We start from the raw sequence: 14,131 nt of genomic DNA, 5'->3' as shown, positions 1-14,131 counted from the left end.
ACATTATGAGTGTCCAAAGAAATATTGATGGAATTTATTCTAAACTGTCTAAATCTGAACGCCGATTAGCTGATTATTTAAAACAATTTCCCCAAGAAGTCATCACAATGAATGTGCACGACTTTGCGCAGGTTGCGCAAACTAGTCCCGCTACTGTCAGCCGCTTTGCTCGGAATCTAAGCTTCGACAATTATAATCAGTTAAAATTACAATTAGCCTATGATCTCTCACAAGATGTTGACGCTGACCAAATTATTCAAGCTGATATTCAAGAAAACGAAAGTATTCTTTCCATTAAAAATAAGCTCTTACACGATACACAGCGTTCTTTGAAAGAAACCGTTGAGCAAATTCGCAGTAAAGTAGTCTTAAACTTAGTTGAAGAATTAAGTAAAACTCAAAAAATTATGGTTTTTGGTGTCGGCGCTTCTAATTTAGTGGCTCAAGATATTGCTCAGAAATGGGCACGCCTTGGCATCGCCACCAGTTATAACGATGATATTAACCAATTTTTACCACTGGTCGTTAACTCTAACGAGCAAAATAGTTTACTCTGGCTAGTTTCCAATTCAGGCGAATCACCAGAAGCCATTGCCATGGCGCAGTATGCCCGCAAATCGCACATTCCTGTCGTCACGATGACGGCTTTTGGCAAAAACACTTTGACTAAATATGCCGATATTGGGCTGCAAACTTCGCATCCGATTGAAAGTAGTATGCGGATTGCTGCCACCGATTCACTGCAAACTCAGCTGTTTTTGGTCAATATCATTTATTACGCTTATGTCAGTCAAAATTATACCCCAGCTAAATTAAGTGTGGAGCGTTCACGGACAGCTATTGATACATATAAGGCTGCCGTCAAATATACTTTAAAAAGATAAATTCTGCTTGACTAATTGACTAAAAAAGCAACTTTCAAACTTGAAAGTTGCCTTTTTTATTAGCTGACTTTAATTAATCAACAATCACTAATGATTTAATAGCTTGGCGTTGATCCATTGCCTGATAAGCTGCATCAATTTGATCCAAATCAAACCGCTTGGTAAACACTTTTCCTGGATGAATATCCCCATCTAAGACTGCTTTTAATAAGAATTGTTTATCATAAGTGGTTACGGATGCCGGACCACCAGCCACATTAACATTACTAAAGAAATAATCAGAAAATTGTAAATCACCGTCATGTGGTACCCCAACGCGGCCGACAGTTGCCCCGGGACGCGCAACTTGCATGGCTGTCGTCATGGATAATTTAGTCCCCACACATTCTAAAACAGCATCAGCTCCCGTTTGATGGGTTAATTCCAGCACTTTCGCCACAGCTTGCTCACCACGTTCAGCCACAATATCCGTGGCGCCAAATTCTAGAGCTAATTTTTGCCGATCTTCATGTCGACTCATAGCAATAATCTGCTTAGCACCCCGCATTTTGGCCGCAATCACACCGCATAAACCGACCGCACCATCACCAACAACCACAGCGCTATCACCCGGTTTAACCCGCGCACTCTTGGCAGCATGATAACCGGTCGCCATGACATCAGCCAACGCTAACAAGGAATTCAACATTCCATCACTGTAATCTTCATATTTACCTGGAACTTTAATCAAATTCCATTCACTGTGCTGACTTAAAATATATTGCCCCTGCATTCCGTTTCTTAATTGCCCGTGATTAACTTGACAACTAGCATCATAACCTGCTAAACAAGCCGCGCAATGGCCACAACCATGCGTAAACGGCACAATAACAAAATCACCAGGTTTAACAGTCGTAATAGCATTACCCGTAGCTTCCACCACGCCTAAAGCTTCATGACCAGTATTATCAGAATTGGCTGGCCGAGGATCTAAACCGCGATATTTCCACAAGTCCGAACCGCAAACACAAGCTCGTTTAACTTTGATTAAAACATCATCATCCGCTTGAACTTGAGGTGTGGGTACCTCTTGCACTTCCACGTGTCCTGGTTTCACAAAAATTGTTGTTTTCATAAACGCCATTCTCCTTTAATTATAATTAATGATAGTTTAAACCTTAGAGCTGGCTCCAAGTCAACTATTATTCTGCTTTGGACTTCATTTTAAAGGCAAAAAATGCCCGCAACACTTTTGCGGACATTTTCGAGATTTAATATTAAATTTAAAAGCGTTTCAGGTATTGATCACGTTCCCATTGCGAAACTGTTTGGCGATAAGCGCCCCATTCTAACTCACGGGAATCAATAAAGCTCTTATATAAATGATCACCCATTGATTGCTTAACCACTGGGTCTTTTTTCAATGCCTTCACTGCATTATGCAAAGTTGATGGCAAATCAAAAATTTGATTATCCTGCCGCTCGGCTTCCGTCATTTTGTAGATATTACGGTTCACTGGCGGAACTGGTGTCGTTTGCTTTTGAATACCTGATAAACCACTATACAAAATAGCAGCAATCGCTAAATACGGATTAGCTGTTGGATCAACACTCCGCATTTCTAAGCGAGTTCCATTACCACGAGCCATTGGTACCCGGATTAATGGTGAACGATTCTTTCCAGACCAAGCAATATAAACTGGGGCCTCAAAACCAGGAACCAAGCGTTTGTAGGAATTAACTGTTGGATTATTAATCGCTGTTAGTGCTTGGGCATGTTGCAACAAGCCACCTAAGAAATACATTGCAGTTTGTGACAATTGATTTTGCGTACTTGGATCGTAAAAGGCATTACCATCTTGATTAAACAAAGACATATTAATATGCATACCGGAACCATTAATGCCTTCAAGTGGTTTTGGCATGAAGGTGGCATGTAAGCCATGTTTCCTGGCAACGGTACGCACAACTAATTTAAAAGTTTGAATGTTATCTGCTGCTTCAATAGCATCAGCATATTTAAAATCAATTTCGTGTTGACCAGGAGCAACTTCATGGTGACTAGCCTCAACTTCAAAGCCCATCTTTTCTAATTCCAGCACAATTTCGCGCCGACAATTTTCACCTAAATCTACCGGTTCAAAATCAAAATAGCCGCCGTTATCATTTAAGTTCAACGTCGGTTGGCCCTGATCATCTAATTTGAATAAGAAGAACTCTGGTTCTGGTCCAATATTAAAACTCGTGAAGCCCATATCATGCATTTTTTGGACAATGCGGCGTAAGTTATTGCGTGGATCACCAGCAAACTCTTCGCCATCAGCCGTATGAACATCACAAATTAAGCGTGCTACTTTACCATGTTCTGATCCCCAAGGGAAAACTAACCAAGTGTCCAAATCAGGATATAGTAACATATCACTCTCTTCAATGCGCACAAAGCCATCAATTGAAGAACCATCTAAAGTGGCCTTATTATCTAAAATCATATCCAATTGATCAACTGGCATTTCCACATTTTTTAAAATACCGTTAATATCTGTAAACATTAATCGTAAAAATTCGACATGTTCTTCTTTTGCCATTTGGCGAATATCTTGAGCAGTATACTTCTTTGACACCATAAAACCAATCGTCTCCTTAATTAAAATGAATTATTCGAGTCTTGGTTATTCAAGCGACCCACTTGTAACATTTCCTGTGACAAGATTTTGCGGACAGCTGAATCACTCATTGTCTCAGTAGCAGATAAGCAATAATTTTCCGGTTCCTTTTTAGTTAGGACACGAACCACCTCGTGCATATTCATCCCCGAAGACAAATAATCTTTGACTTCTAGCAAGCGATCAACATCATTAAGCGAATACTGTCTTTGATTTCCCGCACTTCGCTGTGGTTTAACCAATTGAAAATCTTCATAGTATCGTAACTGTCGTGGTGTTAATCCTGTTAACTTAGTGACTGTGCCTACCGTTAATACTGCTAAGTTGCGCCGAATACTTTTCTCACTCATGCTTTACAACCTCGAACATATAGCTACCTTATCAATTAAAAAAAGCCTTGTCAACATTTCATGTTAGCAAAGCTTACATCTATTAAAAATATTACAAAATTTCGGCACAAGCATGCGCAATGGCAATCTTCGCATGCGCATAAGTCAAACCACCTTGTAAATAAATCGCATACGGTGGCCGTAGAGGGCCATCAGCTGATAGTTCAATCGTTGATCCTTGCACAAAAGTTCCTGCGGCCATCACAATTTGGTCTTCATAGCCATCCATGGCACTTGGTACTGGATCAACAAAGGAATCAATCGGTGAATATTTTTGAATCGCTTTCGCAAATTGGACCATTTTCTCAGGGCTACCTAAGATAATCGTTTGAATCAAATCCGTGCGCGGTTCATCAAAGCGCGGGGTCACTTGAAAACCTAATTCTTCTAGCAAGGCCGCCGCAAAAATCGCCCCTTTAATCGCATTACCAGTTGCTTGTGGTGCTAAGAAAAAGCCTTCAATCATCCAACGTAAATTACTCCCCGTGGCGCCCTCATGACGCCCAATACCCGGAGCAGTTAAGCGAATAGCACTGCGTTCAATTAAATCTTCACGTCCCGCTAAATAACCACCTGTCGTTGCTAAGCCCGCACCAGCATTTTTAAATAAAGAGCCCGCCATTAAATCGGCACCGACTTGCGTAGGTTCAATTTCTTCCGAAAACTCACCATAACAATTATCCACAAAAACAATTACTTCTGGAAGACGTTGTTTGACAAAGGAAATCATTTCCTTAATTTCCGCAACTAAAAAACTCGGCCGTGGATCGTAACCCCGTGAGCGTTGAATCGCAACCACATCCGGTTGAAATGTTGTTAACTTTTGCGTCAACTTTTGATAATCAACTTTTCCCTCGGCAGTTAAGGTCACATAATCAAATTGCACACCGTACTCTTTTAAACTGCCAACGCCACTGCCCGTTAAACCCACTACTTCTTGCAACGTGTCATAGGGTTTACCTGTGATATACAATAACTTTTGCCCTGGCTTTAAGCAGCCAAAGAGCCCCACTGCTAACGTATGCGTACCCGAAACAAATTGCGGACGCACCAAAGCTGCTGGCGCCTGAAAAACTTGCGCATAAACAGCATCCAAGACTTCGCGCCCTTCATCATTATTGCCGTACCCTGTGGAACCGAATAAATGACTCTCAGCAACTTGTTGGTCTTGAAAAGCCTGCAAAACTTTGGCTTGGTTATTTTCCATGCGTTGATCAATGACTTGTAAATATGGTTGAATTTTTTGATCAACTTGTTGTATTGCGCTTTGAACTTTTTGTGGTAATTCTTCTGTCCAATTCATTCTCATTCCTCCAAAAAATGTTGTATTACTTGTTGTACCACCGATACTTGTTGTGGATTTTGCAACAAATCGTACCACTGTAGCGTTAATTGATGCCGAAAATAGGTTAATTGGCGTTTGGCAAAGCGCCGTGAATTACGCTTAATTAACTCAATCGCCGTTGGTCGGGAAATTTCACCTTGAAAATAAGAAAACCATTCTTTATAACCGATAGCGGCCTGCGCCTGTGGCACCTGTTCTTGTTGTTGATACAACCAGTCAGCTTCTTGTTCTAAACCTTGCTCAACCATCAAATCAACCCGATGATTAATTCGTTGATACAAAACCGGACGGGCCGTCGTCAAGCCAATAATTAAAAAGCGTTGTGGCACAGCTGCTTGCTGTTGCTGACTAAACTGGCGCCCAGTTAAATCATAAACCTCCAAAGCGCGGATGACTCTACGAGTATTAGCCGGAGCAATTTGTTGAGCAGCCAGTTGATCTCGTTGTGCCAACAAGTCCCACAAATATGTAGCTCCAAAACGTGCTAGTAGTTGCTCATAATGTTGTCTAATCTTCAAAGACTGCTCCCGACTCGCTGCTCCTCCCAATTGTAAGTTTTGCGTCAAGGCTTTAATATAAAAACCAGTTCCGCCTACCACCACTGGAACATGCTGCCGTTGAGTTATTTCAGTAATTAACTGTTGCGCAGCTTGTTGAAATTCGTAAACCGTGTAACTTTGTTGCACGTCACGAATATTCAATAAATGATGCGGAATTCCTTGCTGCTGTTCTGGTAAAATTTTAGCGGTACCGATATCCAAATGCCGATAAATTTGCATCGAATCACCAGAAATAATCTCACCTTGAACTTGGTTGGCTAACTGTAAACTCAGATCAGTTTTCCCCACCGCAGTAGGACCGACAATGACGATTGCTTTTTGAACCATTATTACTCCTTGGTCTCCAAAATTAATCAGGAATTTTAGTTGAAATTGCAACAGAGTTTGTTAATAATTAAGAGTAGATAAAAGGAGGTCAAGCTGATGAAAAGAAAAGGTATCGTTCCAGGTATTATAATTGGTTCCTTAGCCACTGCAGGAGCCGTGGTGGGTTCAGCATTAACTTATCATCATAAAGTTATCCAACCGATCGATCAAGCAGAAGATCGAATTGATGAAAACCGGCGTAAAGCCAACCGCAAAGCACATTCTGCCCATATTAGTTAAAAAGGAATTATTATAAAGAAAAAATGTTCGTAGCAATACGAGCATTTTTTTGTACCAGCTTTATTTTTTTATCCTAGACAAAAGCTAATTTGAACCTCTTGGCTTAAGTATCTACCTAAAACTATTACAACTTCGTAGTCTTTTTGGTTTTGCCATTCCATTCATTAAAACCATGTTTCAACCATTTAACATTGCTGAAACCTTGTTTTTTAAGTTTAATAGCCGCCCGAATGCTTAACGTGTTTCCTTGTTCATAAAGATAAACTGGTAAATCGGGACGTAATTCTGAAATTAACATTTTTAACTGTGTATAAGGTAAATTGCGCGCTCCCAAGATATGTCCTGAATCAAAATATTTTTTTTCACGCAAATCAATCAGCTGTGCTTTACGCATAGTGGCTTCAAACTCTTCTTCTTCCAAGGCACCACCTAATTGTCGGGCGCGCAACCAATAATACAACCATGAGATTCCATAATATAGAGCAATAACAACAATAACTAACAGTAATGAATTTAAAAACGACACATCTACACCTCACACAATAATTATGATTAAATACTAATAATGTTGTTACAAGCACACATTAATTAAACTAATGTGGTTGCACAACTAACGATGCCGCACCAATAACCCCAGCTTCATTACCTAAAGTAGCTAACCGTAATGAAGTAGTCCTTTTAACAGCCGGAAAAACAAACCGTTCATAAGCAGCTTGCACTTGTTCTAATAAATAATCACCGGCATTAGAAACACCACCGCCAATAATAATATACTTGGGATTTAACGTCATTGCAACATTGGCCAAAGCTAATCCCAGTTGTTCACACACTTGGTGGACAACCATTTGTGCCAAAGGGTCTGCTTTCTGGGCTAAATCAAAAACATCTTTAGAAGAAATCATTTGCCCATCATCAATTAAAGCTTTTAACTGCGCAGGCCCCGCATACTCTTGTGATAATTTTTGCGCCGTGCGCACAATTCCAGTGGCGGAAGCCACAGTTTCCAAGCAACCTTTTTTACCACAAGTACATAAAAAACCGTTCGGATCAATTGTTAGGTGACCAATTTCACCAGCGGCGCCACCAACACCATGCACGATTTGGTTATTAACGATCATGCCGCCGCCAACACCGGTTCCTAAAGTGACAAACGCCACGTCAGCTGCATTATCACCTGCTCCTTGCCACCGTTCGCCTAAAGCTGCTACATTAGCATCATTTTCAACAACGACTTTTAAGTCCGTTTCCCGTTCCAGCTGTTCCTTTAACGGCATGGGACGGTCCCAATTTAAGTTAAACGCACTATCAACTTGACCAGTCTCATAATTGACACTACCCGGCGTGCCAATGCCAATTCCTAAAAATTGGTCAGCAGACATTTGATATAACTGCAAATGCTCATTAATGGAAGCACTAATACTCGGAATAATATTATTACCATCATTCAAAATATCGGTCTGAATACTCCAACGTTGTTGAATCTCACCTTGTGGCGTTAAGATAGCAAACTTGATAGTCGTTCCACCTAAATCCACGCCAATTACCTTTTGATCAATCATATTAGCTTTTCCCTTCTTCAATTCGATGTTCCCGATGTAAAACTGCTTTACAAGTAATGAAAGTTGGTTGATCAATTACTTGTTCATGGTATAAGCGATCCAATTCAATTGCCATTAACTCAATATCCCAAATCCGTTTACCAACATAAACATAGATGCCAAAACGTTTTAACACTTGTTGCACATCGTACAGTGTTTGAATATTCGTTTCCTTCATCCGCGTTGCACTCCTAAATAGCTCAAACCAAGGGCCAAAATAACTAACAATCCACCACAAAATAATCTTTTACTGAGTGCTAAACCACTGGTCTGATGAGGCACGGGGATCAATCCAGCTAATAAAATACCACTAATCACGCCGCCGATATGACCCCAAAGATCAATTTGCCCCATGAACAGATCCGTAATTAAATTCAAAACAATTAAAACGATAAATTGTTTGGACCACGATTTCACAGCCGGATTATTGGCAAAAATAAAGCCCAAGGCTGCAAAAATCCCAAACAAACCAAATAAACTCGTACTAGCACCTGCAGCTAGAGCATTAGCATTACCAAAGGCCCAGCCAAATAAATTGCCACCAATTCCACTCACTAAGTACATTATTAAAAAACGTCCTGAACCATAGAGGCGTTCTAACTGAACCCCTACAAAATAGAGTGTTAACGAATTAATAATTAAATGTGACCAGCCGATATGGACAAAAATGGGCGTTAGCAAACGCCACCATTGGCCTTGGGCAATGAGACCGTTAAACCGTGCTCCCGCACTGATCAGAGTTTGCGTATTAAAGCTTCCACCGTTGAATGTTTCCCATAAAAAAACACCAATCTGCACAATCAGTAGACCATAAGTTGCCCATGTAAGCTGCCGCCAATTTGGTTTCAAGATAGTTACCTCATCTATTATTTCCAGACTATCAATAGTTTAGCATAGAATGAGCACAATAATTTAATTATTCTAATTAGATAGCGATTACAATTCTCAAAAAGAAAAAACAACAGGTTAAACCTGCTGTTGTTTTACTTAGTTTCCCGATGTAAAGTTGTTTTACGTTCACGAGGGCAATATTTCTTTAATTCCAAGCGATCAGGATTGTTCCGCTTATTCTTGCTAGTTAAATAATTGCGTTCGTGACATTCAGTACATTCAAGTGTAATATTTACGCGCATAATTCATGAACTCCTTTTGTCTACATTTGCTAAACGACTCTCTCATGATACCACTTAGTTACTAATTTGACCAGGGTTTTACTGGGAATCTTTCGCGTTCGTCCCGAAATAACTCGTCACCATACTGCGCACTAAATCTAAGTTATAGTCGCCTTTTTCACTACTCAAATTAGGGAAAACAACGGCAAAGGCGATTTGTGGATTATTAGATGGCGCATAGCCAACCATACTTAACGTAATAGTTTGTGGCGGATTAGGATTATTCGGATGCTCGGCATCATAATAAAAGGACTGTGCGGTTCCCGTTTTAGCAGAAATCGACGGTGTTACATTCCCTAATGGCTTCGCTGTCGTCCAACCACCAGATCCATGAACAACATTATAGAAACCAGTTTGCACAACATTTAATTGACTGCTGGTAAAACCAACGCGATTTAACGCTTGTGGTTGCGTTGTGTGCACGACCGCACCTTTAGAACCATCCCGATTGGTTTTTTGGATCGAACCGACCACATAAGGACGCATCCGATAACCGCCATTAGCAATCGTGGAAACGTATTGGGCCATCTGCATTAATGTATAAGCATCGTAGTTACCGTATGATTCATCTAAAGCTGAACCAACTTTCACTAAGCCCCCCGATTTACTTGGACCTTCAATCCCACTAGCTTCACCAGGCAAATCAATTCCAGTTTTCACACCTAAGCCAAATTGGTTAAAGTTAGCACGCATTTTTTGAAAAATATCTTGATCAATATGAATGTAACTATTGGGCACATACTTGGCATGACCTTCACGCATCGTTAAGCGCATCATATAAATGTTCGAAGACACTTCGAGCGCTTGCTCAGCGCCAAGGGCACCAAAGGTTCCTACTGGATACACAGATTTTTTAACTGGTGTACTTGGTAAATAAATGGGATCGTCTGATAAAACATTATTATCAGGCGTAATTGCATTACTCATCAAGCCGCCCAAAACCGTCGCACCCTTGACCGCTGACCCCATAACAAAAGTCCGATTAATCACACCCAACGAATCGTCCGACAATTTGTCCGTTTTAGGATTATAGTGTACTCCTGACATGGCCAAAATAGCCCCCGTTTTGGGATTCATTGCCACCGCATAAGCCCCATCGGAATACTGTGCAACACCATTTGCTTGGGCGGACGCAAAGGTACTACGTAAAGCAGCATCGACCTTCTTTTGATAATCAGCATCAATTGTCAAATTAAGATTATCGCCCTTGGCTCCCGCATACTTTTGGACCGAATCCGTTAATTTATTATTTGGACTCACCGCAATCTGCGTTTGTGACTTACTACCCTTTAAGATGGGTTCATATTCTTGCTCTAAATAACTAGTTCCCACACGATCATTACGGGAATAGCCCTGGGCCAACAATTCATTAACCTGGCTATCCGGCAAACCTTGTTTTTCAGTGGAAACTTGTCCAATGATACTCGTCATCGAATCGCCCATTGGATAGGAACGTTGCGAATCAATACCGACTTGCACTCCGGGTAATTCAATTTGGTGCTCACTAACTTCCGCCACTTCTTTAGGTGTCGCATTATAACTCTTAATATACACCGTTGAATATTGATAGGCCGAACTCATTCGTTGAAAGATGCTGGCTGCTTGTTGTTGAGCCCAAGTTAAATTAAGATGCATTTTTTTGACATAATTCACAGCCTTATTATATTGCTGGCTTTGACTTTGTTCTTGAACTTTTTCATCACTTAGTCCCTTATTAACTACTTTTAAGACGCGATTATAGTTTTTCGTATTAGCCAAATAATAATCAGCTTTGTCTCGTGGCGTCAACTTGGCATCATCAATAGTGATAAATTTTTGCAAACGATTGGCAATTTGTAACATATCAGCAGTCTTAACCGAAGAACTTCTTGTATAAGTAATCGCACTGCTGGCTTGATTATCAACAATCAAGCGTCCCTTAGAATCATAGATCAAGCCCCGTGGGACGTCACCGTTAATAATGGTCTTATCCGAACGGTCAACTTCCGCTTGAAATTTATTGCCATTTAATAATTGTAGATAAGCTAATTGCCCGATTAATAAAGCAAATAAGGCAAAGACAATCAATAACAGCACATTCAACCGAAAAGGCAAAATTGATTGTGTTGATTTTGATCGATTTAATCGTTGAAAAAATTTCAAAATAATAGTTCTCCTCAATTTGACGTTACTGAATTATTATATCAAAAAAAGCAGCTTACCTGACAACAATTTATCAGTAAACTACTTTTTAATCCGCAGCCACAAAAGTATAAACTGGACTATCAATTTGTGGGTCATAATTAATTTGCAAGTCTAAATCCTTAAAAAACCAAACATCATTATCCGTGAAGAAATATGTGATCTCTTGATTTGTTAAAGAGTAATATTCATCATGTGGTTTTTCTTTAATAAAAGCTAGCGAAAAACCCTGATGCACATTGGTCTTACCGTAAACTTTGCCATAAAAATGTAACCCATCACCTGGTTTTAAGTCCAAGTTATCTTGATACCATTGATGTGCCTGGGGCGTTATCATAAATTTCATCTTCATCACCATTATTATGATAACCTATGCTCCTCTTTAACGCTAGCAATTAGTTTTCGACAGCTGTAATTTTCACAGTGAAAGAGCCACCTGGTGTTTCAATAACCACATCATCGCCAACTTTTTTGCCTAATAAAGACTTGGCAATTGGTGAATCATTACTAATCTTACCCTGCATGGGGTCAGATTCAGCGGCACCAACAATTTGATAGGTTTCCGGATCATCATCTTCTTCTTGAAAAGTCACCGTTTTGCCGACCGAAACTTCATTCGCATCAACTTGACTAACATCTACTACATCGGCGTACTGCAACATGGTATTAATTTCCGAGATACGTGATTCCACAACACTTTGTTCATCTTTAGCAGAAGAATACTCTGAGTTTTCAGATAAGTCCCCAAAACCACGAGCAATTTTAATACGTTCAATAATTTCCGGACGCTTTTTTAATTTTAAATCTTCCAGCTCTTGTTCTAATTTCTTTTTACCTTCAGCTGTCATTGGATATCTTTGTTCAGCCACAACTAACACCTCATTTAAGATTGATTAGACAACAAAGTTCACTGCTGTTGTCGTTTTTGATGCAAAAGATACTTAATCTTGGAAGTTAATAAATCAATTGCCACTTCATTGGCGCCACCTTCAGGAATAATCACATTAGCAAAACGCTTGGTGGGTTCGATAAATTGTTGATACATTGGACGCACGTGATCCAAGTACTGGGTAAACACCGTATCTAAAGTATAGCCCCGTTCTTCAACATCCCGTTTAATCCGCCGAATTAAGCGAATATCATCATCAGTATCAACAAAAACCTTAATGTCCATCAGATCACGTAAATCTTTTTCATATAAAGTCAAGATTCCTTCTAGAACAATGACATCGGCAGGTTCTTGGTGCCGCGTGCGATTCGTTCGATTACTATCGACAAAATCATAAATTGGCACCTCAATACTTTGAAAAGCCCGCAATTTCTTTAAATCAGCAACTAATAAGTCCGTATCAAATGATAACGGATGATCAAAATTTTGTTGTTTACGCTGTTCATAAGGTAAGTCTAGTTGTTTATAATAAGAATCCATTTGTAATAAAGCAATTGATTCTTGTGGTAATTCTGTGATTAAGCGTTGGGCAATAGTGGTTTTACCACTTCCAGAGCCTCCACTAACTCCAATAATTAACGGCTTGTTACCTGCAGTCATTTATTTCTCCTTATCAAAAGGGACTGACTTTGCGTCAGTCCACTAAATTATTGACCAATTTTTGAATTGGTATCCAAATGTTGCGAGTAATTTGTTGAATAGTAAACTTTACCAGTCTTCAAATTAGCTACAAAATAGAGATACCCTTTATCACGATCAGCAGGATTCAAAACTGCTTGGATCGAGCCTAAACTAGGTGAGTTAAATGGACCAGGCCCAAAACCTTTATTCTTGTAAAGGTTATAAGGCGATTTTACACTCGTATCTTTATTTGTCAAACTGTGTTTATGCTTGTTTAAAGCGTACATAACGGAAATATCCGATTGTAGTGGCATATTTGCATCTAAACGATTAAAGAACACGCCCGAAATCTTGCGGCGATCAATATTTGTTACCCCTTCGCGTTCTGTTAGAGAAGCTAAAGTTAACAGTTGTTGCACGGTCAGATTTTTAGCCTTAATTTGCTCATAATAAGGTGCAAGTTCTTGATTAGTTTTACCAACCATTTCGCTCACTAGTCGTTTCAAAGATGTCCCGGAATAATAAGGATAAGTTGCTGGGAACAAATAGCCTTCTAAGTGATAACGAACATGCTTAGACTGTAACGAAGAAGCCAACAATTTCGGATACTTTTGCTCTAATTGCTTCATAAAGGCTTGATCTTTCATTAAATTCAGAAAATCAGCCTTTGAGTACGGCGTCTTTTTCGCAATCACACTACCAATCTGATCAATGGTCACCCCTTCGCGCACTAGCACCGTATTACCGGGTTGACCAACTTGATCTAAACTGCCACCCTTTTGCAAACGAGCAACAATTTGAGTCAACGTCATTGACGGTTTAAACGTATAGTAACCGGCTTGAAAGTCGGTATAATTATGGGATTTAACATAATAATTAAAAATTGTCGCGCTACGAATAATATGTTTATTCTGCAACTTTGAAGCAATTTCTTTATTAGAAGATCCAATCGGAATTTTCACTTCTACAGCCTGATGATCCTTGTGGTTATAAGGCTGCAGTGATTCTTGCACATAATTATAGCCTAAAACACCAAACGTTAAAATCAGAATTGCCAAAATACCAACAATCCAATAAACAATATGGTTAACTACTCTTTGTTCAGACTCGCGCACTTGCTTTTTGTGACGAATAGATTCCTGATCATCACGATACTGACTACGATTTTTATCTGACTTAGTCAA

17 protein-coding genes are annotated in these 14,131 nt (G+C 39.7%); 2 read left to right on the top strand and 15 right to left on the bottom strand.

Features of this window, described 5'->3' with window-relative positions:
• Positions 1 to 5 precede the first annotated feature (5 nt).
• Positions 6 to 884 (top strand): MurR/RpiR family transcriptional regulator, encoded by an 879-nt coding sequence (locus tag AC3B6B_RS04430; protein ID WP_489757463.1) that lies wholly within the window; start codon positions 6 to 8, stop codon positions 882 to 884.
• Positions 885 to 957: 73 nt separating this feature from the next.
• Here the strand turns inward: AC3B6B_RS04430 and AC3B6B_RS04425 are convergent, their stop codons facing one another.
• The 5 genes from AC3B6B_RS04425 to miaA all read right to left on the bottom strand — a co-directional run bounded on the left by AC3B6B_RS04425 (position 958) and on the right by miaA (position 6,147).
• The gene (locus AC3B6B_RS04425; protein WP_489757462.1) at positions 958 to 1,998 is read right to left on the bottom strand and encodes a zinc-dependent alcohol dehydrogenase family protein; all 1,041 of its coding nucleotides are present in this window, start codon (positions 1,996 to 1,998) and stop codon (positions 958 to 960) included.
• A 148-nt stretch (positions 1,999 to 2,146) separates the two neighbouring features.
• Positions 2,147 to 3,487 carry a glutamine synthetase family protein gene (locus tag AC3B6B_RS04420; protein ID WP_489757461.1) on the bottom strand — a complete coding sequence of 447 codons (1,341 nt, stop codon included), beginning with the start codon at positions 3,485 to 3,487 and terminating at the stop codon, positions 2,147 to 2,149.
• 20 nt (positions 3,488 to 3,507) lie between these two features.
• Positions 3,508 to 3,876: a MerR family transcriptional regulator gene (locus AC3B6B_RS04415; protein WP_489757460.1), complete on the bottom strand. Its 369-nt coding sequence runs from the start codon at positions 3,874 to 3,876 to the stop codon at positions 3,508 to 3,510.
• Positions 3,877 to 3,967: 91 nt separating this feature from the next.
• On the bottom strand, positions 3,968 to 5,218 hold the full coding sequence (locus tag AC3B6B_RS04410) for a methionine gamma-lyase family protein (protein ID WP_489757459.1): 1,251 nt from the start codon (positions 5,216 to 5,218) through the stop codon (positions 3,968 to 3,970).
• Positions 5,219 to 5,220: 2 nt separating this feature from the next.
• A complete protein-coding gene (gene miaA, locus AC3B6B_RS04405; protein WP_489757458.1) occupies positions 5,221 to 6,147 on the bottom strand; it encodes a tRNA (adenosine(37)-N6)-dimethylallyltransferase MiaA in 927 nt (308 codons plus the stop codon).
• Positions 6,148 to 6,243: 96 nt separating this feature from the next.
• Here miaA and AC3B6B_RS04400 point away from each other — a divergent pair, with 96 nt between their 5' ends.
• Positions 6,244 to 6,426 (top strand): DUF3042 family protein, encoded by a 183-nt coding sequence (locus tag AC3B6B_RS04400; RefSeq protein WP_489757457.1) that lies wholly within the window; start codon positions 6,244 to 6,246, stop codon positions 6,424 to 6,426.
• Between the two features lie 124 nt (positions 6,427 to 6,550).
• On the opposite strand, the gene AC3B6B_RS04395 is transcribed toward AC3B6B_RS04400, so the two are convergent.
• The 10 genes from AC3B6B_RS04395 to mltG form a co-directional block, all read right to left on the bottom strand.
• Positions 6,551 to 6,952 (bottom strand): rhodanese-like domain-containing protein, encoded by a 402-nt coding sequence (locus AC3B6B_RS04395; RefSeq protein WP_489757456.1) that lies wholly within the window; start codon positions 6,950 to 6,952, stop codon positions 6,551 to 6,553.
• Positions 6,953 to 7,019: 67 nt separating this feature from the next.
• Positions 7,020 to 7,982: an ROK family glucokinase gene (locus tag AC3B6B_RS04390; RefSeq protein ID WP_489757712.1), complete on the bottom strand. Its 963-nt coding sequence runs from the start codon at positions 7,980 to 7,982 to the stop codon at positions 7,020 to 7,022.
• A gap of 4 nt (positions 7,983 to 7,986) precedes the next feature.
• Complete coding sequence (locus tag AC3B6B_RS04385) at positions 7,987 to 8,187, bottom strand: YqgQ family protein (protein ID WP_489757711.1); 201 nt, start codon at positions 8,185 to 8,187, stop codon at positions 7,987 to 7,989.
• 11 nt (positions 8,188 to 8,198) lie between these two features.
• A complete protein-coding gene (locus AC3B6B_RS04380; RefSeq protein WP_489757455.1) occupies positions 8,199 to 8,873 on the bottom strand; it encodes a rhomboid family intramembrane serine protease in 675 nt (224 codons plus the stop codon).
• 134 nt (positions 8,874 to 9,007) lie between these two features.
• Positions 9,008 to 9,157, bottom strand: a complete 150-nt coding sequence (rpmG, locus tag AC3B6B_RS04375; RefSeq protein ID WP_249514839.1) for a 50S ribosomal protein L33 — start codon at positions 9,155 to 9,157, stop codon at positions 9,008 to 9,010.
• A gap of 78 nt (positions 9,158 to 9,235) precedes the next feature.
• Positions 9,236 to 11,338 carry a peptidoglycan D,D-transpeptidase FtsI family protein gene (locus tag AC3B6B_RS04370; protein WP_489757454.1) on the bottom strand — a complete coding sequence of 701 codons (2,103 nt, stop codon included), beginning with the start codon at positions 11,336 to 11,338 and terminating at the stop codon, positions 9,236 to 9,238.
• 88 nt (positions 11,339 to 11,426) lie between these two features.
• A complete protein-coding gene (locus tag AC3B6B_RS04365) occupies positions 11,427 to 11,723 on the bottom strand; it encodes a HesB/YadR/YfhF family protein (protein ID WP_489757453.1) in 297 nt (98 codons plus the stop codon).
• Between the two features lie 49 nt (positions 11,724 to 11,772).
• Positions 11,773 to 12,246: a transcription elongation factor GreA gene (gene greA / locus AC3B6B_RS04360; RefSeq protein ID WP_489757452.1), complete on the bottom strand. Its 474-nt coding sequence runs from the start codon at positions 12,244 to 12,246 to the stop codon at positions 11,773 to 11,775.
• 38 nt (positions 12,247 to 12,284) lie between these two features.
• Positions 12,285 to 12,926, bottom strand: coding sequence for a uridine kinase (udk, locus tag AC3B6B_RS04355; RefSeq protein WP_489757451.1), 642 nt, complete (start codon positions 12,924 to 12,926; stop codon positions 12,285 to 12,287).
• Positions 12,927 to 12,973: 47 nt separating this feature from the next.
• Positions 12,974 to 14,131, bottom strand: coding sequence for an endolytic transglycosylase MltG (gene mltG / locus AC3B6B_RS04350; protein WP_489757450.1), 1,158 nt, complete (start codon positions 14,129 to 14,131; stop codon positions 12,974 to 12,976).

Source organism: Bombilactobacillus sp. ESL1197, from assembly GCF_058107145.1.
This window is presented reverse-complemented; position numbering and strand designations above follow the sequence as displayed.

Coding starts and splice junctions, on each gene's coding strand:
- AC3B6B_RS04365 (WP_489757453.1), bottom strand. CDS start 11,723: ATGAAATTTATGATAACGCCCCAGGCACATCAATGGTATCAAGATAAC.
- AC3B6B_RS04415 (WP_489757460.1), bottom strand. CDS start 3,876: ATGAGTGAGAAAAGTATTCGGCGCAACTTAGCAGTATTAACGGTAGGC.
- AC3B6B_RS04400 (WP_489757457.1), top strand. CDS start 6,244: ATGAAAAGAAAAGGTATCGTTCCAGGTATTATAATTGGTTCCTTAGCC.
- AC3B6B_RS04430 (WP_489757463.1), top strand. CDS start 6: ATGAGTGTCCAAAGAAATATTGATGGAATTTATTCTAAACTGTCTAAA.
- miaA (WP_489757458.1), bottom strand. CDS start 6,147: ATGGTTCAAAAAGCAATCGTCATTGTCGGTCCTACTGCGGTGGGGAAA.
- AC3B6B_RS04420 (WP_489757461.1), bottom strand. CDS start 3,487: ATGGTGTCAAAGAAGTATACTGCTCAAGATATTCGCCAAATGGCAAAA.
- udk (WP_489757451.1), bottom strand. CDS start 12,926: ATGACTGCAGGTAACAAGCCGTTAATTATTGGAGTTAGTGGAGGCTCT.
- rpmG (WP_249514839.1), bottom strand. CDS start 9,157: ATGCGCGTAAATATTACACTTGAATGTACTGAATGTCACGAACGCAAT.
- AC3B6B_RS04410 (WP_489757459.1), bottom strand. CDS start 5,218: ATGAATTGGACAGAAGAATTACCACAAAAAGTTCAAAGCGCAATACAA.
- AC3B6B_RS04425 (WP_489757462.1), bottom strand. CDS start 1,998: ATGAAAACAACAATTTTTGTGAAACCAGGACACGTGGAAGTGCAAGAG.